This window comes from Noviherbaspirillum agri (assembly GCF_054780595.1).
Map to the genome: position 1 here is coordinate 137,558 of NZ_BAAGWA010000005.1, position 24,576 is coordinate 162,133.

Here is a 24,576-nt window from a genome sequence, read left to right on the forward strand (position 1 = left end):
TGCGCCACGCTTCGCGTCATCCTCCTTCGCTGCCGAAAAAACGAGCACTCTATATGCGCACGCCGGGCAGGTGGAAAGCGTCATTGCAGACATCCTTTCGTACACGTCACGGAGCACGAAGCTTGTCCAGTTTAGCGTGAAAGCATCACACCGCATGCGCGTGCATCAGGACGTGCAAGATGAGGCGCAATTTCATTTCGACCAATAGCAGCAGGGGAATATCACGAACTCTCACAATTTCCGTACGGCAATTGAGTCGGTGAAACACTTGACTTACGTCATTTGACTTCTTTGATAAAGATCCAAGAATGAAAGCGTATCTGATGCAGTTGCGAGTTCATCAGATTTCAGCGATGTCCCGCAGTGCATGAGTGCAAGGAACCGGCATCCAGTGTCGGAATTGTTTGGGCAAAGGGAGAAAAATCATGAAAACGCTGATGACTGCAGTGAAGGCATTCTGGGCCGACGAAGAAGGCGCAACTGCGATCGAATATGGACTCATTGTGGCGCTGATTTCCGTGGTGATTATTGCGGCGGTGACGCTGGTCGGCACCGAGCTGGATACTCTCTTCCGGAGGATCGCAGCCTGTCTGCAAAACCCGGGCGCCGCAGCTTGCACGGGCGCCGCTGCCGGGGGATAGAAGGGCTGAATTCACGCGACCGAGGAGATTGCATATCTCCTCGGTTACATGAATGTGGCCAGCACCTCGACTTTTTCAATGCATCGCCAGGAAGGACACGCCGCATGGCGTGAGGGGGAATCGTTTCGCCTGAAGTCAGGGATCCCCCGAGCGAGCATCCAAGAAGGGAAGGCGTTGGATTGATGTGCAGTCGGCGGTGCCTGCCAGATGCAGTCGGCGTCCGCTCATCTCGGGATCGAGAAGAAAAAGAAGAACAACATGGAAACCGATACTGTCCGGCTCATTGGCCTTCTCGCTCTGATGGCGGTTGCCGTACTGGCCGACATCCGCACGCGAAAAGTGCCCAACGAGATTGTCGCCGCCGGCGCCCTCGTCGGCATTGCAAGCGGCCTGCTGCCGGGAAGCATCGGTCTTGCACAGTCTCTCGGCGGTCTTGGGGTAGGACTCGCCATGCTGCTTCCGATGTACCTGCTGCGTGCGACGGGCGCGGGCGACGTCAAGCTGATGGCGTGCGCAGGTGCCTTCCTCGGAATAAAAGCCACTTTCTTCGCAACCTTGTTTGCCTTCGCACTCGGGGGCGTTCTCGCCATCCTATACAGCGCCGTTGCCGGCAATCTCGGTCAGACCCTGTCCAACCTGAAGACATTCTTGTTCCAGGCAGTCCTGCGCGTCGTGGGCGGGGGCATCCCCGATAGTGGCGACATGCCGCTCAGTGGGAGCCGCATGCCGTATTCGCTGGCGATTGCGGGAGGCGTAGGGATTTATGTGGCAGCACGTTTCTACTCCACCGGCGCGCTGGGATAACGCCGTTGAGAGGTTTATCGCGCACCTAGCGGGCGCAGACGAAAGGGAGAGAACATGAAAAACACGAGAGCCTTGGTCATGATCGGCGTCTCCGTCCTGGTCGGCTTGCTGGCGGTGCTCGCCGCCGCGCAATGGGTCGCGCGCCAAACCTCCATGGCCACAACCAAAGTGGTGGTCGCCGCGAGAGATCTCGATGTCGGTACGCCATTGGCGCCTAATGTGCTGCAGGTCGTCGACTGGCCTGCTTCCAGTGTTCTGAAAGGAGCCTTTGACGATACCAAGAAGCTTGATGCGCGTGTCCTCAATACCAATGTGCAGCGCGGCGAGCCGCTGCTGGAAACGAAGCTCGCACCGGTCGGTGCCAAGGCAGGGCTGTCCGCAGTGATCACCGAAGGGCGGCGCGCGATGACGGTGAAGGTCAACGAGGTTGTCGGTGTGGCGGGCTTTGCGTTGCCCGGCAACTACGTCGACATCATGGTCAATGCCGAGGATGAGCAGAAGAAGCAAGTCTCCAAGATCGTGCTCGAGCAGATCCTGGTGCTGGCTGTCGCACAGGATCAGGTCGTCGAGGGCAAGGCCAAGGTGGTGAGCGCAGTGACGCTCGAGGTCACGCCGGAGCAGGCGGAGAAGCTCGATCTCGCACGCAGTATCGGCTCGCTGTCACTGGTGCTGCGCAACCAGGTGGATCGCAATCCGACCGTCACCGCAGGCGCCCGCCCGGCGGACCTGCTGAAGGTAGCCACTGCACCGGTCGCCGTGAAAGTCGCTGCTGCACCGGAACCCGCGCCGGCGGCGAAGCCGGCTCCGTCGCCGGTCAGGAAAGTCTTGCGTTCTGCACCTTCTGCCAAGCGCGAGCCAACACACCAGGTGGAGGTGATCCGCGGTGTCAACCGGGTCAATGTCGAATCGAAGAATGCTGAATCCAGCAATGCGGAATAACGCGGAATAGCGCGGCAATCTAAAGGGGATGCAACCATGAGGTCAACCATCAACTCACAGTCGGCAGCCGGCAAGGCCTGGCAAATTGCCGCGCTGCTGGCCCTGCTCGGGACTCCTGCCGTCCAGGCGGCAACACCGGAGAAGGCAACTGCAAAACCCGCGATGCCGGCAAAGGCCGCAGAGGTCCACGCGACGCCGCGTGCACCAGTGCCGACCGATATCGCGCCGCCGCTGCAGCTTGCCGCCGGCAAATCATCCATCCTGCGCGCACAGCATGACATCTCCCGCATCTCGGTCGGCAACCCGGATACGGCCGACGTGGTCCTGCTCAATTCACGCGAAGTCTATGTGCTCGGCAAGAAGACAGGGTCAACAAATATTTTCCTCTGGTCCAAAGGCGGGCGCACCACCGTCATCGATGTGTCGGTCGGTGCCGACACCGCCGGCCTGAAAGGCAGGCTCAATCAACTGCTGCCAGGCGAGAAAGGCATCATGGTTGACGCCGCCGGCGACGCCATCGTCTTGAGCGGCAATGTCAGCGATGCGGTGAAAGCACAGCGTGCCGTGCTGCTGGCCGAACAGTTCGGCGGCAAGAAGGTGGTGAACATGCTCAGCACCGGCGACGTGCCGCAGGTCATGCTGGAAGTGAAGGTGGCGGAAGTCTCCAAGACGCTGATCGACAAGCTCGGCGCGCAGTTCAGCGGCACACGCCACAACGGCAACTTCACCTACTCGTTGCTGACGGGCCTGCTGAGCAAGGCGAGCGGTGCGCTGACCATTGCAGAGGGCGCCACCAACCTCACGCTGGATGCCGAGATCAGGAATGGCCTCGTCAAGGTGCTTGCGGAGCCGACCATCATGGCGATCAGCGGGCAGGAAGGCGCGTTCCTCGCGGGCGGAAAGATATTCATCCCGGTGTCGCAATCCAACGCGCTTGGCGGAACCACCATCACGCTGGAAGAGAAGGAGTTCGGCGTTGGGCTGAAGTTCACCCCGACGGTTCTTGATGAAGGGCGCATCAACTTGCGCGTCACGCCGGAAGTGTCCGAACTGACGCAGGTGGGCAGCCCGTTCATGACCGTCAACGGCGTCACTAGCATCTTGCCCAGCATCACCACTCGCCGCGCCTCGACCACGGTACAGCTGATGGATGGCCAGAGCTTTGCGATTGGCGGCCTGATCAAGAACAACGTGAACGAGGCGGTCAAGGCCTTCCCGATCCTTGGCGAAGTCCCTGTGCTGGGCGCCCTGTTCCGCAGCAGCGAGTTCCAGAACGACCGCACCGAGCTGCTCTTCATCGTGACACCGCGCCTGGTAAAGCCGCTGGAGGCGAACTATGCACTGCCGACGGACAACTTCGTCGAGCCGAGCCGTTCCGAATTCCTGTTGCTGGGGCGGACCGAAGGCAAGCCGGCGACAGAAGAAAATACATCGGAGCAAAAGCCTGCACCATCCGGAGCAGCTGTCAGCACGCAGCGCGGCTTTGAAGTCAAGTAAAGGGGAATGCCATGACTCAGCGAACACTCATCACGACGATCGTCTTGGGCTGCGCGGTCCTTGCCGTCGGTGGCTGCGCAACGCACTACGCAGCGGAAGAAGGGTTTGGCGATACCGTGCGTGCCGCCAAGGCGCAGCAGATTGTCAACCCGGACGCATCGCGCAATACCGCTGCGCCGACGGGATTCGACGGCGCAGCCGCAAAAGCGACCGTGGATCGTTACCAAAAGAGTTTTGAAACCACGCAGCCGGCGACCAACGTCTTCAATATTGGTGTCGGCACTTCCGGCGGCGGGCAAAACTGAGGAGTTCTGCCATGACCAAGGATAGCTCCGTGCAAGTCGTTGCACTACGCCGGCAGGAAGGAGCCGTCGCCGTGCTGACCGCGCTCACTGTCGTGGTGCTGATCGGCATGGCCGGGCTGGTGCTCGATCTTGGCCACCTGTACATCACCAAGACCGAAATGCAGAACGCAGCTGATGCCTGTGCATTGAGCGCCGCGCGGGAGCTAAACGCGATCAACGCTTCCACCGTGACGCGGGCCACGGATGCCGGTATTGCAGCCGGCACGCGCAACAAGGTCGATTTTCAGGGGAAGGCGGCGGTCATCCAGCCTGCCGACATCACCTTTGCATCGAACCTGGCGGCCGACGGCAATGGGAACTATCTGAACTTTTCGCGCAATGTCGACAAGCTGACAGAGTACGTGCGCTGTGCACCGCACGAGTCGCAGACCAAGAGCGTCGCGATGTGGTTCATGGGCGTTCTTGGCATCGGTGCACAGGAGATGCGCGCCGCCGCGATTGCGAAGTTTCCGAGGACGCTGAAGGTGTGCGCTGTTCCGCTGGTGATGTGCGCTCCGGGTGGTGACGCGACGAAACTGAGTGTGGGTGATTGGTATAGCGGACGTCTGTCTTCCGGGGGCGGAGCGTCAGGGGACTATGGCTGGCTCGAATTTCCCGGCCAGGGCGGTGGTACGGATGGCTTGCGGGACATGATCGCGGGCGAGGGGTTATGCGAGTTCCAGCACGTGTCGAAGGTGCCTCTTTCGTCGGGTGAATCGAATGGCGCCGCGCAGGCATGGAACACCCGCTTCGGCCTGTACGGCGGTTCGTACAAGCTGGACGACGAAACCATGACAGCGCACAAGCCGGACAGAACGGGCTGGGCGTACAGGACGCACACGCCGGGCGGGGTGTACCTGGACTTCGTCAACCGTCAGAGGAATAACGATGCGTACGACCCTTCCAGCAACCTGGACAAGAACGGCCACCCGATCGACTATCCGGGCAATCCGAGGATCGCCAGCTCGAACCAACTGCGCGAGCATGGTGACGACAGGCGCGTGACCATCATGCCGGTGGTGGATTGTGAGCAGGGTGGAAAGTCCGTGGCGGTAAAAGGCTGGGCATGCGCGCTAATGCTGGCGCCGATGGAAGACCCCAACCCACCGGGGAAAAAGAAGCCGGAGCCGTCCGAGGCGGCTGACATCGTGGAGTTCCTCGGCATGACAACCAGCGCCGAGTGCAACGTTGGCGGTGGCCCGCACTCTGGCTTCCCGAAACTGGTGAGGTAAAGCGCCATGGTACGCAAACCTACCCAACGAGGAGCAGCTGCCATCGAGTTCGCGCTGATGCTCGTGATCATGATTCCGCTGGCGTTCGGCATCACGGAACTTGGTCGGGCTTTCTACCAGTACAACTCATTGGTGAAAGCCACGCGCGACGGTGCACGGGTGCTGGCCAAAGGGGGTAGCGGCGCAGCCGGCGCGGCGCGTTGCTTCACCGTGTACGGCAACCCGACCTGCAGCGGTACGCCGGTCATCGAGGGTTTAGCCGAAGCGATGGTGCAGACAACGACCGATCAAGAGGTGCAATTGGGGGCGCTGACGGTCAAGATGGCGACCGTCACGATCACCGGGTACCAATTCAAGTCGCTGGTGCCGATGGTCGTCACGGACATCGGCTTCGGCCCGATAAGTTCAACCATGCGGCAGAGCTGATCATGGGCACCCTGATACAACGCATTCCAACCCATCGCCAGGGCGCGGCGATCATTGAATTTGCCCTTGTCCTGACGGCGTACCTGCTACTGCTGCTGGGTACGATCGAAATGGGACGGGCGCTGTTTACGCTGAACTCGGCCGCTGAGGCAACACGCCTGGGCGCCCGTCTTGCGGTAGTCACCCGGCCTGCCAATTTCAATACCGCCGTCGTGCCTGAAATGCGGAAGATCATGCCGGCGCTGGCGACCAACAACGTCGACATCAGCCTCTCGCCTGCGGGCTGCACAACCAATTGCGAATACCTCGAAGTGAAGATCCGGAACTACAGCATGTCGCTGCTGTTCTGGCCGGCCACGTCGATCGATATTCCTGAATTCAGGACCACGCTTCCGGTGGAAAGCCTCGGGGAAGATTGACGGAGAACAACGTGAAGATCGCAGTCATTTCCAGACAAACCGGCGCATTGGCCGAGCTCCGACAGATTCTCGAAGAGCATTGCAGCGACGACAAGCTCAACTTCCTCGAGTCGCGCGGAGGAACGTTGTCCATCCTGTCCGATCTGGAAAAGCATGATCTGCTGATCGTTGACTGCGCAGAGCCGCACCGTACGGACATGGAAGCGATCGAAGCGCTCACGCATGAGCACCCGAAGCTGGCCGTGCTGCTGCTGTGCACGACCAAGGCGCCCGACCTGCTGATTGCCGCCATGCGTGCAGGCGTGCGCGAAGTGCTCAGCTCACCGGTCATCGCCGACGAGCTGGTGGCAGCGATCGCCCGCGTACGCAAGCGCATGCCGGTGGCAGAGCCGGAAAAGAAGCGCGGGAAGATCCTCGCCTTCCTGTCATCCAAGGGTGGCAGCGGCGCGACCTTCATCGCAACCAACCTCGGTTATGCGCTGGCTACGCAGCATGACAAGAAGGTATTGCTGATCGACCTCGACTTCCAGCATGGCGATGCGTCCTTCTTCGTGGCCGATGGGCAGCCTGTCACGTCGGTGGCCGAGGTGGCAAAGCAGACGGAACGGCTGGATGCGAGCGTGCTGGCGTCCAGCAGCATGCAAGTCGACACCGGGTATTCGCTGCTGACAGCGCCTGACGACCCGGAAAAGGCCATTGGCCTCATGCCTGACCATATCGACCGGCTGCTGACCGTTGCCGCAGAAAACTACGACTTTGTGATCGTCGACATCGAGCGTGCAGTGGACATGCTGTCGATCCGCGCGCTGGACCGTTCCGACCTGATCTTCCTCGTGCTGCAGCCGATGGTGCCGTATGTGCGCGACAGCAAGAAGCTCCTTCGCCTGTTCCAGACTCTTGGCTATACCGATAACAAGATTCACTTGCTGGGAAACCGCTCCGACACGGCAACCGACCTGCCGCCAAAGATCATCGAAAGAACGCTCGGCACGCGCTTCTACCGCATGTTGCCGAATGATTTTGTGAACGCCAGCGCCTCGGTCAACCTGGGTACGCCGGTGCTCAGGCATGCAGCGAGCTGCCCCATCTCGCGCGCGCTGAAGGAACTGGCGAGCGACCTGGTAGGTGCGACGAAGGATCATGAGTCGTGGATCGGCCGCTTTTTCCGCGGCACCCATCACCAGTCCGGTTTTCTGAATTAAGGAGCAAGCCATGTCAATCAGGGAAACTCTGGAAGAACGCGGAGACATGCAGAGGGAAAATCCGCGGCTCGCCGCCATGCGCGCCCGGAGCGAGCTGGCCGGGCTCAAGGCAAACCTGCATGCAAAGCTGCTGGACAGGCTCGACCTGGGCGCGATGGAGTCGATGCCTGACGACCGCCTGCGCAATGAGCTGAAGGTTCTCGTCGAGCAGTTGCTCGATGAAGGTCACCTGCCGATCAATGAGCGCGAGCGCCGCCAGCTGGTGGCAGATATCCAGAACGAAGTGATGGGGCTCGGGCCGTTGGAGCCGCTGCTGGCGGATACGACGGTGTCGGACATCCTGGTCAACGGCTCTGCGGAAGTCTATGTGGAACGCAGGGGCCGGCTAGAGCTGACTGATATCCATTTCAACGACGACCAGCACCTCTTGAAGATCATCGACAAGATTGTGTCGCGCATCGGGCGGCGGGTGGATGAATCGAGCCCGATGGTGGACGCGCGCCTGCCGGACGGCTCGCGCGTCAATGCGGTGATCCCGCCGCTGGCGCTGGACGGGCCAAGCCTGTCGATCCGGCGCTTTGCGACGGTGCCGCTGTCGCTGGCCGACATTGTCAACTACGGCACGCTCACGCAGGGCATGGCGCAGATGATTGCCGGCCTGGTCAAGACCAAGACCAACATCCTGATCTCCGGCGGCACCGGCACCGGCAAGACGACGCTGCTCAACATCATGTCGGCGTTCATTCCTGATACCGAACGCATCGTCACCATCGAGGACGCGGCCGAACTGAAGCTTCAGCAACCGCATGTGGTGCGGCTTGAAACCCGCCCACCCAACATTGAAGGCAAGGGTGAGGTAAACCAGCGGGCGCTGGTGCGCAACACCTTGCGCATGCGGCCGGACCGCATTGTGGTCGGCGAGGTGCGCGGCGCCGAGGTACTGGACATGCTGCAGGCCATGAACACCGGCCATGAAGGCTCGATGACGACCATCCATGCCAACTCGCCGCGCGATGCGCTGATCCGCCTGGAAAACATGGTCGGCATGACGGGCTTGACGATCGCACCGAAAGCGCTGCGCCAGCAGATCGTGTCGGCCATCTCGGTGATCATCCAGGTCAGCCGCATGAGCGATGGGCGGCGCAAGATCACCAGCATCCAGGAAATCACCGGCATGGAAGGCGACATGGTGACAATGCAGGAGATCTTCACCTTCGTACAGACCGGCGTCGCCGCTGACGGCGCCATACTCGGTAAGTTCCATGCGACCGGCATCCGGCCGCGCTTTGTCGACCGGATGCGAGTGCGTGGCGTGGCATTGCCGGACGACCTGTTCGATCCGGAAAATACACAGGCATAGGTGCAACCATGGACTATTTCTATTACGGCTTCATCGTCCTCGGCTTCTTCGCCATCGTGGGCTTGATCGAAGGCGTGTACCTGACATGGAATGCCTACCGGGGGCCGGAAGCCACGCGCATCAAGCGACGGTTACAGGCGATGTCGGCGGCAGGAACGACCGTCGAAACGAAGCTGCTGAAAAAGCGGTTGCTGAGCGAAGTGCCGCTGCTGGAACGGATTCTCCTCCAGCTGCCGCGCGTGCAGCATCTGGACAGGCTGCTGATCCAGTCGGGAACGGGTATGACGGTGGCGGGGTTCCATGCGGTGGCCTTGAGCTGTGTCGCGATCACGATTGTCATTGCCTACATTGCCGCCATGCCGGTGTGGCTGGGCGTAGTAATGGGAATCGGAGCATCCCTTCTGCCCTTCGCCTATCTGTTCAAATTGCGCGATAAACGCCTGAACAGCATTGAGACCCAGCTTCCAGATGCGCTCGACCTGATGGCGCGCGCGCTGCGTGCCGGCCATGCATTCTCCAGCGCATTGAGCATGGTCGGGCAGGAAGGGCCGGAGCCTATCGCCCAGGAGTTCCGCACGACTTTCGACGAAATCAACTTCGGCGTGCCTGTGCAGAAAGCGCTGACCAATCTCGCTACCCGCGTTGCCAGCACCGACCTGCGCTACTTCGTGGTCGCGGTGCTGATCCAGCGCGAAACCGGCGGCAATCTCGCCGAGCTGATGGAAAACATCGCCATGCTGATCCGCGAGCGCCTGAAGCTGGCTGCGACTGTCCGGGTGCTGTCGGCCGAGGGCCGGTTGTCTGCCTGGATCCTCGGCATCCTGCCGTTTGCAGTCGGCGGGCTGATCAATGTCGTCAATCCGAAGTTCCTGTCGCTGCTGTGGACCGACCCTACCGGCCTTAACGTCGTTGCCGGTGCGCTGGCCCTGATGGTCGTCGGGGTGATCTGGATGTGGCGCGTGATCACCATCCGCGTTTGAGAAGGAGACAGCCATGACCTCCACCATACAGATCGTCTTCCTGGCACTGACCTTCCTCGTCATTAGCGGCCTCACTTACCTGATTGCGGCGCAGTTCATTCGCCCGACGGAGGAAAAGCGCCTGCAGAGCGTCGCCGAGAGCGCCGGCACCGCATCGCCACCGGCGACGCATTCCCTGCATGAGTCGATCAAGCATTTCCTCGCACCGGTGGCAAAGCTTTCGACTCCCGAGGACGAATGGGAAGAATCGCCGTTGCGCACGCGGTTCATGAATGCCGGTTTTCGCGGACCTTATGCGCCGGTTGTCTATTTCGCATGCAAGACGCTGGGCACCTTTCTGCTGCCGGCGGCCTTCGCGCTGTATACCGGCATGACGCAGAAGGACATCGCGATCCCGCAACTGACCGCCATGATCGTGTTGCTCGCCGCGCTCGGCTACTACCTGCCGAATGTGGTTTTGTCCCGCATCATTGCCCACCGCCAGCGGGAGCTCTTCGAAAACTTCCCGGATGCGCTGGACCTGATGCGCGTCTGTGTCGAAGCCGGCCTGGGTCTGGATGCCGCCATTGCGCGGGTCGGCGAAGAGATGCGCCTCAAGAGCGAAGCGCTGTACGACGAGCTGCATCTGGTCAGCCTGGAGCTGCGGGCCGGATCGGCACGCGACCGCGCACTGCGCAACCTCGCCCTGCGCATGGGCCTGGAAGACGTCGATGCGCTGGTGGCGATGCTGGTGCAGGCGGAGCGCTTCGGCACCAGCGTGTCCGAATCGTTGCGCGTGCATGCGGATGGCCTGCGCGTCAAGCGCAAGATGCGCGCGGAAGAGGCTGCAGCGAAGGTGCCGGTGAAGCTGCTGTTCCCGCTGATTTTCTGCATTTTCCCGGCGTTGCTCGTGGTGCTGCTGGGGCCGGCGCTGATCAGCATTTATCGGGTCCTGCTGCCTACCATTGCCGGTTAATCGGACGGACAGGAGAAGAACATGTTCAAACGTCATGCAATGGCAATCGCAATCGGCAGCGTCACCCTGTTCTCCGGATGCGCCGGCACACCACCTGTCGCCGGCCTCGACATCGAGCCCGTGCTTTCGGTGCGCGGCGGCGTGGACGCAGAGGCGCAATACCGTATCGGCCGCTACTACCAGGGGCAGGTACGCCTTGAGGCGGCTGAAAAATCCTTCCTGAAGGCGTTGGCACTCGATCCTTACCATGCCGAGGCACACAATGCGCTGGGCACCGTATATTTCGGGCTCGGGCGTATCCGAAAGGCCGAGGAAGAGTTCAAACGCGCCATTTCGATTGCGCCGGCGCGCGCCCACCTGCATAACAACCTGGGCTACCTGTATCAGCAAATCGGCCGAACCGAGGAAGCCGTGAGCGCCTACCGCGAGGCCTTCCGGCTCGACCCGGAAAATGTGCGTATCCGCAACAACCTCGCTGCATTGAGCTGCGAGGATAAGGGAGAGTGCATGGCCGCTGGCGCGGGGCCGCTTGCGGCGGCGCTGCAGCCAGGCGTTCGGCCTGCGCCGCCATTAGGAGAGTCGGTCCCGACAGCACAGATGGCACCGACATCTCCCGGAGCCGTGCCGGTACCTGCCAGCGCAGCAGCACCTGTGGCGCAAGAGCCTGCACCTGTTCTCGCTCCCGCGGCTGTCGTTGTCTCCGAGGTAGCGCAAACTGCACCGGTCGTCCCGAGCCCGTCCATGGCACCGACAGTGCAACTTGCCAACGTCGGCCCCAACGTATGGGAACTAAGGCCAATCGATACCAAGGCGGCGCAAGTATCATCCGTTCCACTCATACCGCTGGCGTCGAGTCCGCAGCCACAGGCCCGGGATTTATCGGTGCAGCCGGTGCGCACGGCGGCAGGTCGTGTCGAAGTTGCCAACGGCAACGGTGTGCGCGGCCTGGCCAAACGTGTCGGCAGCTATCTGCGCGAGCAGGGATATGCGGCACCACGCTTGACCAATCACCAGACGTTCGCCCAACGGCGAACCGAGATCCAGTACGTCGCCGGGGCGGAAGCCTTGGCTCACCAGATTGAACAGTCCTTCGGCCAGCCGGCGCGCCTGGTCCTGGTTGTATCGCTGGAGCGCCAGGCGCCGGTGCGCGTGGTTCTCGGTAAGGACTTCAATGAATCAACCGTCATTGCGCGTGGCAGGAAGTCGACCGGCGATATGGTCGCGCTCGGCCAGCCGTCCCGGCAAAGCAAGTAAGGCAGTTTCCCCAACCCGTTCATAGGAGAAGCAAATGGATATCAAACATCTGGTTGAACCTCAGAGCCAAGGCACTTGGATCGTGGCAACTTTCATTGTCGCGTTGCTCGCATTAGTCGTCGCCTTCGCGTCACTCAAGCGGACTAACTCGGTGCTGGTCGGCACGCAGGCCGAAGTCATGGTCTTGAACAACAAGATCGAACAGATGAAGTCCGCCGGCGCGCAGGCACCGGTGGCTGCAGCACCGGCTGCGGCAAGCTCCGACGCGCCGGCGGTAAAGTAACTCGGCACTGCTGCGGGCAGGGCTGGGCACGCCCAGTCCTGCTGCCGTGCTCAATGCACGGCTTGACAGGCCCGGCAGTTAGATGAAGCCGGCGGTCGCAGCCTGTTGAATAAAAGACGTCCGCAGGCCATTGCGGATGCGAATCGTCGTGTGTTTCCTTTACACCTTTGACCTTCCACAAGTCGCATCGCCATGGCCGATGCTGGGTGATCTTGCCGCTGCGCCTGAAAGCCACACTATGCAGGTTGAAGCGCAAAACCTTGTCCTTGATCCAATCCCTGTACTGAACCCGGACGGCACAATCGCACTCAGACCGGAAAACGCGATTCCGAGGTTTCCGTTGCGAACGGTTCCTACGGGGTACAGATAATCAACAAGGTTAATAATGCTTCGACTGTCTCTCGTTTCCAACGAGCTTCCGCCGTACCGTATTCCTTTCTTTGAAGCACTGGAGAACATCCCCGGCATTGCGCTGCAGGTGCTGTTCTGTACACGGCGCGAGCCCAACCGTTTGTGGGAACTGCCGCCGCTGGACTTCGGCCATGTCTTTTTGCGCGAGAACATTTTCACCGTCGGCGGGCGCTATATCCATAGCAATCCCGGCGTCATCGGAGAGCTGCGCAAGTTTTCGCCGGACGTCATCGTGACGGGCGGCTTCAATCCGACCCACCTGTACGCCTTCGCTTATGCAGTGGCCAAGCGCCTGCCGCACGTGCCGATGACCGATGGCACCGATGTGTCCGAAAAGGGCCTGAGCGGGATGCATCGCGCCGTGCGGCGTATCGTCTATGCGCGGTCCAAGGCATTTGTGTCGGCCAGCGATGGCGGCCGCCGGCTTTACGCAAGCTATGGCATACCGGCACAAGCCTGCTTCAAGGCCTGCCTGTGCGTCGACAATGAAGCCTTCAGTCCGCAGGGGCAGGGGCAGGGAGCGGCGCCGGGAACGGAACAGCCGAAGGAATACGATTTCCTGTTCTGCGGCCGCATCGAGCCGGTCAAGAACCCGCAGTTTGCGCTCGACGTGGCGCTCGCCACGGCACGCAGGATCGGGCGCAGGGTCAGCATCCTGTTCGTCGGCACCGGTGTGCAGGAGGAGGAGATCCAGGGGCGCGCTGCGCAGCATCCGGACCTGGTGCAGGCCGTATTCCGCGGCTTTACTGCGCATGGCGACCTGCCTGCGCTGTACCGCTCTGCGCGCGTGTTCCTGTTCCCGTCGCTGTGGGATCCGTGGGGCGTGGTCGCCAACGAGGCTTGCGCTGCTGGCCTGCCGGTTCTTGTGTCGCCGGAACCGGGCGTGGCAAATGAACTGGTGGTCGACGGGCGCAACGGCTTTGTCCGTCAGCTCGACGTGGAGGACTGGGCCGAGCGCGCAGCCATGCTGCTGACGCAGCCTGCGCAGTGGCAGCGCTTTTCACAAAACAGCCTGGCAGCCGTCAGGGAGTACACCTACGCCAATGCCGCTGCGGGTCTCGTCGCTGCCTGTCGCCACGCGGTTGAGCAGATGCCGCGTGCGCAGCTTGGGGCAGCGGAGCGCTACAACGAGAAATAAGACGTATCGCTAATCACCAAAGCAGATGCCGAGATCGCGCGCCGTTTGCAGCGTATCGCTGTCGAGCGGCACGTTCTTCATGCGTCCTGCAACCTCGGACAGCGCGACATACTCCACATTGGGAAAGGCAAGCGACACCATCACGCCGGACAGACCATCGTTGAGCGCGCGCACCGCGGCAGCGCCGAAGCGCAAGGATGACAAACGGTCGAAGGAGGTGGGACTGCCGCCGCGCAGCAAATGTCCCAGCACGACCACGCGCGCGTCTTTTCCGGTGCGCTCCTGCAGCACCCTGGCAACGCGTTCGCCGATGCCGCCCAGGCGCTCCGCATGGCCCACCTCTGCCGGCGCAATCACTTCGCGCTTACCGTCGATCGGCTGTGCGCCTTCGGCCACCACGACGATGGAATACATGCGGCCCAGCTTGTCGCGCCCGCGGATCTTGTTGACCACCTTGTCGATGTCGAACGGCAGCTCCGGGATCAGGATGCTGTGCGCACCGCCGGAGATGCCGGCGTGCAGCGCGATCCAGCCGGCATAGCGGCCCATCACTTCGACCACCATCACGCGCTGGTGGCTTTCCGCCGTGCTGTGCAGCCGGTCGAGGCACTCCGTCGCAAATGCGACGGCGGTGTCGAAACCGAAGGTGGTGAAGGTCTTGTCGAGGTCGTTGTCGATGGTCTTCGGCACGCCGATCACGCGCAGGCCCTTGCGATGCAAGGCTTCCGCAATGGTCAGCGACCCGTCGCCGCCGACCGACACCAGCGCATCGATGCCTTCCCTGGCAAAGTGCGCCAGCAGCTCGTCCGAGCGGTCCGTCGCCTGGATCGAACCGTCGGGCATGGTGGTCGGGTAGTGCAGGGGATCGCCCTTGTTGGTCGTGCCGAGGATGGTGCCGCCCAGGTGGGCGATGCCGCGTACCCGGTCGGGCGTCAGGCGGATCACGCCGCCCTCCGGATAGCGTTCCGGGTTCAGGATGCCGTTGAAGCCGTCGCGGATGCCGTAGCATTCCCATCCGCGCTTGATTGCCGACAGTGTGACGGCGCGGATTACCGCGTTAAGGCCGGGCGCGTCGCCGCCTCCGGTGTTGATTGCAATTCGCTGGATCTTGTTGGTCACCGCAACTCCTGCTTGAAATGACATGCCGTGCTGGCGATAAGGGGACGACCGGGAAGCGGCCATTTGGTTCGCAGTATCGACGCCGGCCAAGGGCTCGTCAATGTCTCGCGATGCGGCGGTGCGGGAGTGCTGCTTCATGCTGCCGGAAGGAAAAAGGCTTGCAGCAATCGCGCGGCAAGCCCTTTCACAGTGTCGGGGAGGTAGGTTGCTACGTCTACGCGCCGGAAAGCGCGTCCTTCACCAGCCCCTGCAGTTGCTCGTAGCCGAAGCTCGGCATCGGCTTGCCGTTGACGAAGAATTCCGGCGTCTTGGTCACGTTCAGCTTCTTCGCGTCGGCGATGTCCTGCTCGATGATCCGCGTGATCTCCGGCGAGTTCATATCGCTGCGCAGGCGTTCCATGTCCAGTCCGAGGTCTTCCATATGCTTCCAGACCAGCTCCAGGCGTGCCGTGTGATGCTGCACCCATTCCGGTTGCGCGGCGTACAGCGTCTCCAGCGCTTCCCAGAACTTGCCCTGCTTGCGCGCCGCCTCCAGGAGCCGGACAACCTGGTCCGAACCTTCATGGAACGGTGCATAGCGCACCGACAGGCGGATCTGGCCGGGGTTGGCCGCCATCATGTCCTTCACGAACGGATAGAAATCGCGGCAGGTTTCGCAGGCCGGATCAAAAAACTCGACGATATGCGCCTTCGCATTCGCATTGCCGAGCGACGGGGAATGGAAGCGCACCAGCGATTCCTGGTTCTGCACGACAGTCTGCGCCGCCTGGTCGGCACGTTGCTTGTTGTAGGCGACCGTGCCTGCCACGAACAGCAGGACCAGCAGGAGCACGGCGGCGAGGAAGATATGTTTCTGTTTCATTGGGATGCCTTGGGTGGGATTGAAAACCGTGTTGCAACGAGCAGCAGGATGATGGCGGAAAAGGCGATCGCCGACATCAGCGGGATCGTCAGGAAGCCGAACCATGCGATCTGGACTTCGGAGCACGGCACGCCTTGCGTGCAGGGCGTCGCACTTTCGGGGATGACGCCCGCCAGCAGCAGCACCTGGTAGACCGCGACCAGCCATCCGCCGATGGCCAGCGGCAGCGCATAGCGCACGACCCTGGGGTCGAAAGGGAACAGGCCGACAGCCAGTACGAATACCAGCGGGAACATGAAGATGCGCTGGTACCAGCACAGCACGCACGGAGCCAGTCCCATCACTTCGCCGAGGAAGAGGGCGCCGAGCGTGGACGTGGCGGCCACCAGCCAGCCGGTGAAGACAAGCGCCCAAGGCGAGGTTTTCATGATGTGATCTTTCATTCAAAGAGTCCGTATTGCATGTCCGGTTGATGCACAGGCAGCAGCCTGTGCAAAAAACAGCGCAATACCGGGAAGCAGCGCAGCGAGCTGGCGCGACAGGCGCGGATTATACCGAGCGGCTCATAACCGGTAATACATCCAAGGGCTTTGCCGCTCGAGTTGATTTCAGACATCTTCCATCGGGAACTTTTCCTCACAACAGTGACGTCATGTTACCGCCGCACAATTTGCGCAGCCCACAACTTCTTTATGGAAATCAGATTTGTTACAAAGTGCGAAATTCTTACAGCCTCCGTGCCATTCCTGCCATCTGTACACATGCTGAAAACGCCCACGCGCGTGTGGCGGTCATGCTTCTACGGAGATAGGAAACTATCGGGAACGATACTTGCATTTCGGTGTAGATCTTTTTTATCCACCGGAATATTTCATGTGCGGTCTTGCTGGAGAGCTACGCTTTGATCACACGTCGGCCGATGTGGCGGCCGTCGTGAAAATGAACGGTGCGCATTCGCGTCGCGGACCGGATGGCGAAGGCATATTCAGCCTCGGCTCGCGCTGCTTTGGCCATCGGCGCCTGAGCATCATGGACCTGAGCCAGCGCGCGCACCAGCCCTTCATCGACAATGTTACCGGGATGGGCATTGTCTTCAACGGCGCCATCTACAACCATCATGAACTGCGGCAGGAGCTGAAGGAGGCCGGCTACCAGTTCGTTTCCAACGGCGACACCGAAGTCATCATCAAGGCATGGCATGCGTGGGGTGAAAAAGCGCTCGACCGCTTTTACGGCATGTTCGCATTCGCCTTGTGGGAGCGCGACAGCGGCATCACCTACCTCGCGCGCGACCGGCTCGGCATCAAGCCGATGTATTACACCGTCGACAGCGAGCGCCTGCGCTTTGCGTCGGCCTTGCCCGCGCTGCTGGCCGCCGGCGATGTCGATACCTCGCTAGACCCGCAGGCGTTGCACTACTACCTGTCCATGCATGCGGTGGTGCCGGCGCCGCACACCATCCTGCGCGGCGTGAAGAAACTGCCGCCCGGTAGCCTGATGACGGTGCAGCCAACCGGAAAGTGCACGCTCAAGCAATGGTGGACGCTCGATTTCCGGCGCAGCGAGGAAGACGAACAGCGCAGCTTCGACGACTGGAAGGACGCAGTGCTGGATGCGCTGCGGCGGTCTGTCGAGCGGCGCCTGGTTGCCGACGTCCCGGTTGGCGTGCTGCTGTCGGGCGGTCTCGATTCCAGCCTGATCACCGGGCTGCTGGCGGAAGCGGGCACGCCCGACCTGCGCACCTATGCGATCGGCTTTGAAGCCGTCGATGAGGAAGCGGGCGACGAGTTCCGCTACTCGGACCTGGTCGCGCGCCACTTCGCGACGCACCACGAAAAGCTGTACATCCCCGCACCCGACCTGCTGCAGGCGCTGCCACGGGCGATCAATGCGATGGCCGAGCCGATGGTCAGCCATGATTGCGTTGCCTTCTACCTGTTGTCGGAAGCGGTATCGCGCCACAGCAAGGTGGTGCAGAGCGGGCAGGGCGCGGATGAAGTGTTCGGCGGCTATCACTGGTATCCGCCACTGACGGACATCAACAATCCCGCTTCCGGCGTCGACGCCTACCGCCGCGTGTTCTTCGATCGCACGCATGAGGAGATTCGTGCCTTGCTGCCGCCCGACATGTTTCTTGACGACGCCAGCGGGCAGTTCCTGCAGCATCACTTCGCCACGCCCGGTGCGGACAGCGTGATCGACCGTGCGCTGCGCCTCGATACCACGGTGATGCTGGTGGACGACCCGGTCAAGCGGGTCGATAACATGACGATGGCGTTCGGGCTGGAGGCGCGGGTGCCGTTTCTTGACCACGAGCTGGTGGAGCTCGCAGCGCGGATTCCGGCGCGGCACAAGGTCGCCGAAGGCGGCAAGTTCGTCCTGAAGGAAGCCGCACGCGCAGTCATCCCGGCTGCGGTCATCGACCGGCCCAAAGGCTATTTCCCGGTGCCCGCACTGAAGTACCTGCGCGGCGACTTCCTGGAATTCGTGCGCGGCACGCTCGACAGCCATGCCGCCCGCACCCGCAACCTGTTCCGGCGTGACGTCATCGAATCGATGTACGCCGCCCCCGACAGCCACATCACCCCATTACGCGGCTCAAAACTCTGGCAGATGGCACTGCTCGAGGCCTGGCTGCAGGCGCACGGCGTATGACGAAACGCTGACATGCCCGGCGCATCACGCGGCACTGTCCATGCAGGCAACAGGCGCTGGCAGCGTCGCCGGAAACAGAAAAGCCGATTGCCGGTTTTGCTACACATTCAACAGCACAGAGGAACACCATCATGACTATTGCCCAACCTGGTATTTCGAGGAATGGGTCTGGAAAACAAATCCAGCCGGAACTGATTCGACGCGCGCAGGACCAGTCGCCATCCGACGACGAGGCAGCAGACAAGGCGTGCCATCCCAATGCATGGATCGAATGCGGATGGGGCCGCCTGATGTATGCACCGTCGTTCGAATCGCCCTCATTGCTGGCACAGACGCTGATGCAGGAAGCGCCCGGCAAGCGCGACATCGCGCTGCACGTCGACGCACCCCAGCTGGTGCTGGCGGAAGCGCCGGCCAACCTGTTCCTTGATCCTTCCCTCATTTTCCGGCGCAAGCTGAGCAGCTACGACACCCGCGAAACGCCGACGCCCGGCGTCGTGATCCGCCCGCTGGCGACCCGCGCCGATATCGCCGCGATCAATCGGCTGTACCTGACGCGCGGCATGGTGCCGATGGACCCGAGAACCGTATGGAACCAGCGCAACAACGATGCACTGGTCTACCTGGTTGCTGAAGATGAAAGTACGGGCGATGTGATTGGTTCCGCGCTGGGCGTGGACCACGCCACCGCCTTTGGCGACGAGCAGGGCGGCAGCAGCCTGTGGTGCCTGGTGGTCGATGCGCAGACCGGCCTGTCCGGCACGGGGCCGATGCTGGTCAACCATCTTGCGGCGGTCTTCGCGGAGCGCGGCCGCCACTTCATGGACCTGTCGGTACTGCACACCAATGACTACGCGATCCGGCTGTACGAGCGGCTCGGATTCGAACAGGTGCCGGGCTTCGTGGTGAAGCACAAGAACGCGATCAATGAGAAGCTGTTCGTCAACACTGAAGGCATCGACGGCCTCAACCCCTATGCGCGCCTGATCGTCGACGAGGCGCGGCGGCGCGGGATCAGTGTCGATGTGCTGGATGTGGAAGCCGGCATTTTCAAGCTGCGTTACTGCGGACATGAAATTCTGTGCCGTGAGTCGCTGACCGAACTGACTGGCGGCGTCGCGATGACATGGTGCCAGGACAAGGTGCTGACGCTGCGCCGCCTCGCCTCCATCGGACTGAACGTGCCGCGCCAGCAGGTGGCAGGCGATGCAGAGGCGAATGCACAGTTCCTGAAGGAGTGCGGCTCGGTCGTCGTGAAGCCCGCACTCGGCGAGCAGGGGCGCGGCATCAGTGTCGACATCCGCTCGCCCGATGATCTGCCCGAGGCGATCAAGCGCGCCGAGGCCATTGGCGGCCATGTCGTGCTCGAACAGTTCTGCCAGGGGCAGGACCTGCGCATCGTCGTCATCGGCTACAAGGTCGTCGCCGCCGCCATCCGCCGCCCGGCCGAGGTGACGGGTAACGGCGAATCCACGATTGCACAGCTGATCGAACGCCAGAGTGCGCGGCGCGCGGCGGCCACCGGCGGCGAAAGCAAGATTCCGGTGGATGCCGAGACAGAGCGCTGCCTCGCTGCGCAAGGGCTGACGTTCGATTCGGTACCGGAAAACGGACAGCGCGTACCGGTACGCAAGACCGCCAACCTGCACACCGGCGGCACGATCCACGACGTCACGGCGGAGCTGCACCCGGCGCTGCGCGACGCGGCCGAATCAGCCGCCCGCGCATTGCACATCCCGGTCGTCGGCCTGGATTTCCTCGTGGAGTCGCCCGACACGCCGGAGTATGTGGTGATCGAGGCCAACGAGCGGCCGGGACTGGCAAACCACGAACCGCAGCCGACTGCACAACGCTTTATCGACCTGCTGTTCCCCCTGACTGCCTGACAACCAGACTGATGCTGCTGGGAGCTACCGATGGAAAAGCTGCCGATTGATGCCGACTACCTGAAGACCACACTGCTCGAATTGCTCGCCATCCCCAGCCCCGCCGGCCTGACCGATGCGATCGTGCATTACACCGGCGAGCGGCTCGATGCGATGGGCATTCGCTACGAGCTGACACGGCGCGGCACGATCCGTGCGCTCTTGCCGCGCAATCTGCCGGAGCGCCGCCGCACCAACCCCGCGCGGGCCATCGTCGCGCACCTCGATACGCTCGGCGCAATGGTATCCGCCATTAAGCCGGACGGCCGTCTGTCGCTGATGCCGGTCGGCACCTGGTCGGCCCGCTGGGCGGAGGGCGGGCGCGTGACCATCTTCACCGACAACAGCCGCTTTCGCGGTTCGGTGCTGCCGCTGATGGCGTCCGGCCATGTCTACAACGAGGCGGTCGACACGCAACCGGTGAGCTGGGACCAGGTCGAAGTGCGTGTCGACGAGCAGGTTTATTCCGCCGACGAAGTCGCATCGTTCGGCATCCGCGTGGGCGACTTTGTTGCCTTCGACCCCAACCCGGAATTGCTGGAGAACGGCTTCATCGTATCGCGCTATCTTGACAACAAGGCTGGCGTCGCCGCCGTGCTGACGGCGCTGAAGGCAGTGACGGAAGCCAGGGTGTCCATCCCGATGAACTGCCATCCGATATTCACGCTCACCGAGGAAGTCGGCTCCGGCGCGCGTGCCGGCATCGACCGGGATGTCAGCGAAGTCATCGGCGTCGACATCGCGCCGACGAAGGCCGGGCAGGATACGCGCGCGATGGGCGTGACGATTCCACTGATGGATTCCGCCGGGCCCCATGATTACCACCTGACGCGGCGCCTGCTGGCGCTGTGCGACGAGCACGGCATACCCAGCCACCGTGACGTCTTCCGGTTCTATCACTCCGATGCGAGCGCCGCCGTCTCCGCCGGCCACGACGTGCGCACCGCACTGCTGTGCTTCGGCACCGACGCGTCCCACGGTTATGAGCGCACGCACAGTTCGACGCTGGAACATCTGGCGCAGCTGTTGTGCCTGTACATGCAGTCCGATCCCGCCTTGCCGGAAGACCGCGAGCCGATTCTCGATTCGGTGGAGAACTTCTCGCAGCAGCTCGACGCCAGCCAGTTGACCCCGTCCGAGACCCCGCGTCCGGATCCGGAAAAGCTGTTTGGCCAGTGAGTGGAGCAGGGCCGGGCTGGCGATACAACGGCGGTCCTGACAACGATTTGTGCGATGGGCGCTGGCGTGTTTCAGTGAGCCAGGCCGAGCCAAAGCAATCGCGCGTCCATCGTCATCATCCGGCCGCAGTGAGGGCAGCGCAACCTGCCCAGTCGTTCACTCCCGGACAGCGTCGGGATCAGCGGCACTGCACGAAAGCGCTGCCGGCATTCAGTGCATGCGCACACAACCTCGTCAAGGCGGGAATAGGTTTCGACATCCTGAGTCATAAGGCCTCCCTCTTATGCCGATTGGACAGGCAAGGAAAGGCAACGACGCTTGCGCTTGTGTATCACCGGTAAGCGTCTGTAACAAAATTCGCCGGCTTCGCGCACCGCATGATCGCCCTCAAGTAAAACGCCCGGCAGCCGCATTCTTCATGCTGCTGCCGGGCGTGTGCGGGATCTCAGATATCGCGCGTATTCGCGGCGTCTTACTCCACCGTGACCGATTTGGCCAGGTTGCGCGGCTTGTCCACATCGGTACCGCGGGCGAGTGCGGTGTGGTACGCCAGCATCTGCAGCGGCACCACGTGCAGGATCGGCGACAGCTTGCCGTAGTGTTCGGGCAGGCGGATCACATGCACGCCTTCGCTCGAGGAAATGTGCGAGTCGGCGTCAGCAAACACATACAGCTGGCCGCCGCGGGCGCGGACTTCCTGCATGTTGGACTTCAGCTTTTCCAGCAGCGTGTCGTTCGGCGCGACGGTCACGACCGGCATTTCCTGCGTCACCAGTGCCAGCGGGCCGTGCTTGAGTTCGCCGGCCGGATACGCTTCGGCGTGGATGTAGGAGATTTCCTTCAGCTTCAGCGCGCCTTCCAGCGCGATCGGATAGTGCAGGCCGCGGCCGAGGAACAGCGCGTTTTCCTTGCGGGCGAATTCTTCCGACCACGCGATGATCTGCGGCTCCAGTGCCAGCACTGCGGAAATCGCCAGCGGCAGGTGGCGCAGCGCTTTCAGCTGCTCGGCTTCCTGTTCGTCGCTCAAGTGGCCTCGCACCTGTGCCAGCGACAGCGCCAGCAGGAACAATGCAACCAGCTGCGTGGTGAAGGCCTTGGTGGAGGCGACGCCGACTTCGACACCGGCGCGGGTGATATACGACAGCATGCATTCGCGCACCATGGCGCTGGTGGACACGTTGCAGATCGTGAGCGTATTCACCATGTCCATCGAGCGTGCATGCTTCAATGCCGCCAGCGTGTCCGCGGTTTCGCCGCTTTGCGAAATGGTCACCACCAGCGCGTTCGGATTCGGCACGCTGTCGCGGTAGCGGTACTCGCTGGCGATTTCGACGTTGACCGGGATGTGCGCGATCGATTCGATCCAGTATTTCGCGGTCAGGCCGGCGTAGTAGCTGGTACCGCAGGCAAGGATCAGTACCGAATCGATCTTCTTGAAGACGTTGTAGGCCTTGTCGCCGAACAGTTCCGGCATGATCGCGGTGACGCCTTCGAGCGTGTCACCGATGGCGCGCGGCTGCTCGAAGATTTCCTTCTGCATGTAGTGGCGGTAGGGGCCGATTTCGGCGGCGCCGCTGTGCGCGTGCACGGTGCGCACTTCGCGCTCGACCGGCTTGCCGTTGGCGTCGACGATCCAATAGCGCTGCAGCTGCAGGTCGACCACGTCGCCTTCTTCCAGGTAAATGATCTGGTCGGTGGTGCCGGCCAGCGCCATTGCGTCGGACGCGAGGAAGTTCTCGCCCTTGCCGACGCCGACGATCAGTGGCGAACCCTGGCGTGCGCCGATCACGCGGTGCGGCTCGTCACGGGAAAACACCGCGATCGCATAGGCGCCATGCAGTCGCTTGACCGCCTGCTGCACCGTCTCGAACAGGTCGCCGGTGTACATGTGGTCGACCAGGTGCGCGATCACCTCGGTGTCGGTCTGGCTTTCGAACACATAACCGGCAGCCTGCAGCTCGGCACGCAGCTGGTCATGGTTTTCGATGATGCCGTTGTGGACTAATGCAATGCGCTCGCGCGAGAAATGCGGGTGGGCGTTGTGCGACGCCGGCGCGCCGTGCGTCGCCCAGCGCGTATGTGCAATGCCGGTAAAGCCGGACAGGCCGGTGCTTTCGACCTGCGATTCCAGTTCGGCCACGCGCGAGGTGCTGCGGGCACGCTGCAGGCGGCCGTCGATATGCAGCGCGATGCCGCAGGAGTCATAACCGCGGTACTCGAGCCGTTTCAGGCCTTGCAACAGGATGGGGGTGATGTTGCGCTGCGCGACTGCGCCGACGATGCCACACATGAGAGCTCCTTGATTTCGTTGATTCTCATTAACAGGAGGCTCTATCGTAGAAGAGTGGGGGTGAAATAAGTTTGCGGAATTTCAGAGAATTTGAACTTATATTTCTTCACCAGGATTCTATGAAATATAATTTCAAAACGTTTCAAAAATCAACTTACGGATTTCATATGGCAGAGCCAGACCTGCAATTGGATGAACTCGACCGGCGCATCCTCAATGCCCTGCAAACGGATGCGTCACAAACCAACAACGAGTTGGCCGCCAGCGTGCACGCCTCGCCGCCGACCTGCCTGCGCCGCGTCAAACGCCTGATCGACGCCGGCGTCATTCAACGGCAGGTGGCAATCGTCGCACCCGAGAAGGTCGGGGCGGCATTGACTTCTATTGTGGAAATTACGCTGGACCACCAGGCGGCGGAACGCATGGACGAGTTCGAGGCGCTGGTCGCCAACGAACCGGCGGTGCTGCAGTGCTATCGGGTGTCGCCCGGACCGGATTTCGTGCTGGTGGTGCAGGTAGCCGACATGCCGGCCTATCACGCGCTGGCACATCGCCTGTTCGCATCGCATGCCAACGTGCGCAACGTACGCAGCTTCTTCTCCATCCACCGCAGCAAGTTCGAAACGCGGATTGCGCTTTGAACTTGCTGGGGGCGGTTCCC

The 24,576-nt window shown here is 62.0% G+C and carries 23 protein-coding genes; 19 read left to right on the forward strand and 4 right to left on the reverse strand.

Annotated features, from left to right (window positions below):
* Positions 1-425 precede the first annotated feature (425 nt).
* From ACYVIA_RS11180 to ACYVIA_RS11250, 15 genes are all read left to right on the forward strand, one after another.
* Positions 426-641, forward strand: a complete 216-nt coding sequence (locus ACYVIA_RS11180; protein WP_460840775.1) for a Flp family type IVb pilin — start codon at positions 426-428, stop codon at positions 639-641.
* 258 nt (positions 642-899) lie between these two features.
* On the forward strand, positions 900-1,445 hold the full coding sequence (locus ACYVIA_RS11185) for an A24 family peptidase (RefSeq protein ID WP_460840777.1): 546 nt from the start codon (positions 900-902) through the stop codon (positions 1,443-1,445).
* A 54-nt stretch (positions 1,446-1,499) separates the two neighbouring features.
* Positions 1,500-2,384, forward strand: a complete 885-nt coding sequence (cpaB, locus tag ACYVIA_RS11190; protein ID WP_460840779.1) for a Flp pilus assembly protein CpaB — start codon at positions 1,500-1,502, stop codon at positions 2,382-2,384.
* A 36-nt stretch (positions 2,385-2,420) separates the two neighbouring features.
* A complete protein-coding gene (locus ACYVIA_RS11195) occupies positions 2,421-3,881 on the forward strand; it encodes a type II and III secretion system protein family protein (protein WP_460840781.1) in 1,461 nt (486 codons plus the stop codon).
* Positions 3,882-3,892: 11 nt separating this feature from the next.
* Positions 3,893-4,186 (forward strand): hypothetical protein, encoded by a 294-nt coding sequence (locus tag ACYVIA_RS11200; RefSeq protein ID WP_460840782.1) that lies wholly within the window; start codon positions 3,893-3,895, stop codon positions 4,184-4,186.
* An 11-nt stretch (positions 4,187-4,197) separates the two neighbouring features.
* A complete protein-coding gene (locus ACYVIA_RS11205) occupies positions 4,198-5,457 on the forward strand; it encodes a TadE/TadG family type IV pilus assembly protein (protein WP_460840784.1) in 1,260 nt (419 codons plus the stop codon).
* Positions 5,458-5,463: 6 nt separating this feature from the next.
* Complete coding sequence (locus ACYVIA_RS11210; RefSeq protein WP_460840785.1) at positions 5,464-5,883, forward strand: TadE family protein; 420 nt, start codon at positions 5,464-5,466, stop codon at positions 5,881-5,883.
* 2 nt (positions 5,884-5,885) lie between these two features.
* The gene (locus tag ACYVIA_RS11215; protein ID WP_460840787.1) at positions 5,886-6,302 is read left to right on the forward strand and encodes a TadE/TadG family type IV pilus assembly protein; all 417 of its coding nucleotides are present in this window, start codon (positions 5,886-5,888) and stop codon (positions 6,300-6,302) included.
* A gap of 11 nt (positions 6,303-6,313) precedes the next feature.
* Positions 6,314-7,504: an AAA family ATPase gene (locus ACYVIA_RS11220; RefSeq protein ID WP_460840788.1), complete on the forward strand. Its 1,191-nt coding sequence runs from the start codon at positions 6,314-6,316 to the stop codon at positions 7,502-7,504.
* Between the two features lie 10 nt (positions 7,505-7,514).
* Positions 7,515-8,864, forward strand: a complete 1,350-nt coding sequence (locus tag ACYVIA_RS11225; protein ID WP_460840790.1) for a CpaF family protein — start codon at positions 7,515-7,517, stop codon at positions 8,862-8,864.
* An 8-nt stretch (positions 8,865-8,872) separates the two neighbouring features.
* Entirely contained in the window at positions 8,873-9,844 is a 972-nt protein-coding gene (locus ACYVIA_RS11230) for a type II secretion system F family protein (protein WP_460840791.1), read from the forward strand.
* Between the two features lie 13 nt (positions 9,845-9,857).
* Complete coding sequence (locus ACYVIA_RS11235) at positions 9,858-10,799, forward strand: type II secretion system F family protein (RefSeq protein ID WP_460840793.1); 942 nt, start codon at positions 9,858-9,860, stop codon at positions 10,797-10,799.
* Between the two features lie 21 nt (positions 10,800-10,820).
* On the forward strand, positions 10,821-12,053 hold the full coding sequence (locus ACYVIA_RS11240; RefSeq protein WP_460840794.1) for a LytR C-terminal domain-containing protein: 1,233 nt from the start codon (positions 10,821-10,823) through the stop codon (positions 12,051-12,053).
* Between the two features lie 34 nt (positions 12,054-12,087).
* Positions 12,088-12,336 (forward strand): hypothetical protein, encoded by a 249-nt coding sequence (locus ACYVIA_RS11245; RefSeq protein ID WP_460840796.1) that lies wholly within the window; start codon positions 12,088-12,090, stop codon positions 12,334-12,336.
* 385 nt (positions 12,337-12,721) lie between these two features.
* Complete coding sequence (locus ACYVIA_RS11250) at positions 12,722-13,885, forward strand: glycosyltransferase family 4 protein (protein ID WP_460840797.1); 1,164 nt, start codon at positions 12,722-12,724, stop codon at positions 13,883-13,885.
* A gap of 9 nt (positions 13,886-13,894) precedes the next feature.
* Here ACYVIA_RS11250 and ACYVIA_RS11255 read toward each other — a convergent pair whose 3' ends face one another.
* The 3 genes from ACYVIA_RS11255 to ACYVIA_RS11265 form a co-directional block, all read right to left on the reverse strand.
* Entirely contained in the window at positions 13,895-15,004 is a 1,110-nt protein-coding gene (locus ACYVIA_RS11255) for a 6-phosphofructokinase (RefSeq protein ID WP_460840799.1), read from the reverse strand.
* A 214-nt stretch (positions 15,005-15,218) separates the two neighbouring features.
* A complete protein-coding gene (locus ACYVIA_RS11260; protein ID WP_460840801.1) occupies positions 15,219-15,866 on the reverse strand; it encodes a DsbA family protein in 648 nt (215 codons plus the stop codon).
* A complete protein-coding gene (locus ACYVIA_RS11265) occupies positions 15,863-16,294 on the reverse strand; it encodes a disulfide bond formation protein B (RefSeq protein ID WP_460840802.1) in 432 nt (143 codons plus the stop codon). The genes ACYVIA_RS11260 and ACYVIA_RS11265 overlap by 4 nt, the downstream gene beginning before the upstream one ends.
* A 445-nt stretch (positions 16,295-16,739) precedes the next feature.
* Between ACYVIA_RS11265 and ACYVIA_RS11270 the strand changes: the two genes are divergently transcribed.
* From ACYVIA_RS11270 to ACYVIA_RS11280, 3 genes are all read left to right on the forward strand, one after another.
* Positions 16,740-18,521 (forward strand): N-acetylglutaminylglutamine amidotransferase, encoded by a 1,782-nt coding sequence (locus tag ACYVIA_RS11270; protein WP_460840803.1) that lies wholly within the window; start codon positions 16,740-16,742, stop codon positions 18,519-18,521.
* A gap of 131 nt (positions 18,522-18,652) precedes the next feature.
* Positions 18,653-20,407 (forward strand): N-acetylglutaminylglutamine synthetase, encoded by a 1,755-nt coding sequence (ngg, locus tag ACYVIA_RS11275; RefSeq protein WP_460840805.1) that lies wholly within the window; start codon positions 18,653-18,655, stop codon positions 20,405-20,407.
* Between the two features lie 30 nt (positions 20,408-20,437).
* A complete protein-coding gene (locus ACYVIA_RS11280) occupies positions 20,438-21,625 on the forward strand; it encodes an osmoprotectant NAGGN system M42 family peptidase (protein WP_460840806.1) in 1,188 nt (395 codons plus the stop codon).
* Between the two features lie 472 nt (positions 21,626-22,097).
* Here ACYVIA_RS11280 and glmS read toward each other — a convergent pair whose 3' ends face one another.
* Entirely contained in the window at positions 22,098-23,915 is a 1,818-nt protein-coding gene (gene glmS, locus ACYVIA_RS11285; protein WP_460840808.1) for a glutamine--fructose-6-phosphate transaminase (isomerizing), read from the reverse strand.
* Positions 23,916-24,082: 167 nt separating this feature from the next.
* Between glmS and ACYVIA_RS11290 the strand changes: the two genes are divergently transcribed.
* Entirely contained in the window at positions 24,083-24,556 is a 474-nt protein-coding gene (locus ACYVIA_RS11290; protein ID WP_460840809.1) for an Lrp/AsnC family transcriptional regulator, read from the forward strand.
* The last annotated feature ends 20 nt before the right edge of the window (positions 24,557-24,576 follow it).

What these genes read in the sequence shown, in the direction of transcription:
- ACYVIA_RS11180 (WP_460840775.1), top strand. Translation starts at nt 426, where the DNA reads ATGAAAACGCTGATGACTGCAGTGAAGGCATTCTGGGCCGACGAAGAA.
- ACYVIA_RS11185 (WP_460840777.1), top strand. Translation starts at nt 900, where the DNA reads ATGGAAACCGATACTGTCCGGCTCATTGGCCTTCTCGCTCTGATGGCG.
- cpaB (WP_460840779.1), top strand. Translation starts at nt 1,500, where the DNA reads ATGAAAAACACGAGAGCCTTGGTCATGATCGGCGTCTCCGTCCTGGTC.
- ACYVIA_RS11195 (WP_460840781.1), top strand. Translation starts at nt 2,421, where the DNA reads ATGAGGTCAACCATCAACTCACAGTCGGCAGCCGGCAAGGCCTGGCAA.
- ACYVIA_RS11200 (WP_460840782.1), top strand. Translation starts at nt 3,893, where the DNA reads ATGACTCAGCGAACACTCATCACGACGATCGTCTTGGGCTGCGCGGTC.
- ACYVIA_RS11205 (WP_460840784.1), top strand. Translation starts at nt 4,198, where the DNA reads ATGACCAAGGATAGCTCCGTGCAAGTCGTTGCACTACGCCGGCAGGAA.
- ACYVIA_RS11210 (WP_460840785.1), top strand. Translation starts at nt 5,464, where the DNA reads ATGGTACGCAAACCTACCCAACGAGGAGCAGCTGCCATCGAGTTCGCG.
- ACYVIA_RS11215 (WP_460840787.1), top strand. Translation starts at nt 5,886, where the DNA reads ATGGGCACCCTGATACAACGCATTCCAACCCATCGCCAGGGCGCGGCG.
- ACYVIA_RS11225 (WP_460840790.1), top strand. Translation starts at nt 7,515, where the DNA reads ATGTCAATCAGGGAAACTCTGGAAGAACGCGGAGACATGCAGAGGGAA.
- ACYVIA_RS11230 (WP_460840791.1), top strand. Translation starts at nt 8,873, where the DNA reads ATGGACTATTTCTATTACGGCTTCATCGTCCTCGGCTTCTTCGCCATC.
- ACYVIA_RS11235 (WP_460840793.1), top strand. Translation starts at nt 9,858, where the DNA reads ATGACCTCCACCATACAGATCGTCTTCCTGGCACTGACCTTCCTCGTC.
- ACYVIA_RS11240 (WP_460840794.1), top strand. Translation starts at nt 10,821, where the DNA reads ATGTTCAAACGTCATGCAATGGCAATCGCAATCGGCAGCGTCACCCTG.
- ACYVIA_RS11245 (WP_460840796.1), top strand. Translation starts at nt 12,088, where the DNA reads ATGGATATCAAACATCTGGTTGAACCTCAGAGCCAAGGCACTTGGATC.
- ACYVIA_RS11250 (WP_460840797.1), top strand. Translation starts at nt 12,722, where the DNA reads ATGCTTCGACTGTCTCTCGTTTCCAACGAGCTTCCGCCGTACCGTATT.
- ACYVIA_RS11260 (WP_460840801.1), bottom strand. Translation starts at nt 15,866, where the DNA reads ATGAAACAGAAACATATCTTCCTCGCCGCCGTGCTCCTGCTGGTCCTG.
- ACYVIA_RS11265 (WP_460840802.1), bottom strand. Translation starts at nt 16,294, where the DNA reads ATGAAAACCTCGCCTTGGGCGCTTGTCTTCACCGGCTGGCTGGTGGCC.
- ACYVIA_RS11270 (WP_460840803.1), top strand. Translation starts at nt 16,740, where the DNA reads ATGTGCGGTCTTGCTGGAGAGCTACGCTTTGATCACACGTCGGCCGAT.
- ngg (WP_460840805.1), top strand. Translation starts at nt 18,653, where the DNA reads ATGACTATTGCCCAACCTGGTATTTCGAGGAATGGGTCTGGAAAACAA.
- ACYVIA_RS11280 (WP_460840806.1), top strand. Translation starts at nt 20,438, where the DNA reads ATGGAAAAGCTGCCGATTGATGCCGACTACCTGAAGACCACACTGCTC.
- glmS (WP_460840808.1), bottom strand. Translation starts at nt 23,915, where the DNA reads ATGTGTGGCATCGTCGGCGCAGTCGCGCAGCGCAACATCACCCCCATC.
- ACYVIA_RS11290 (WP_460840809.1), top strand. Translation starts at nt 24,083, where the DNA reads ATGGCAGAGCCAGACCTGCAATTGGATGAACTCGACCGGCGCATCCTC.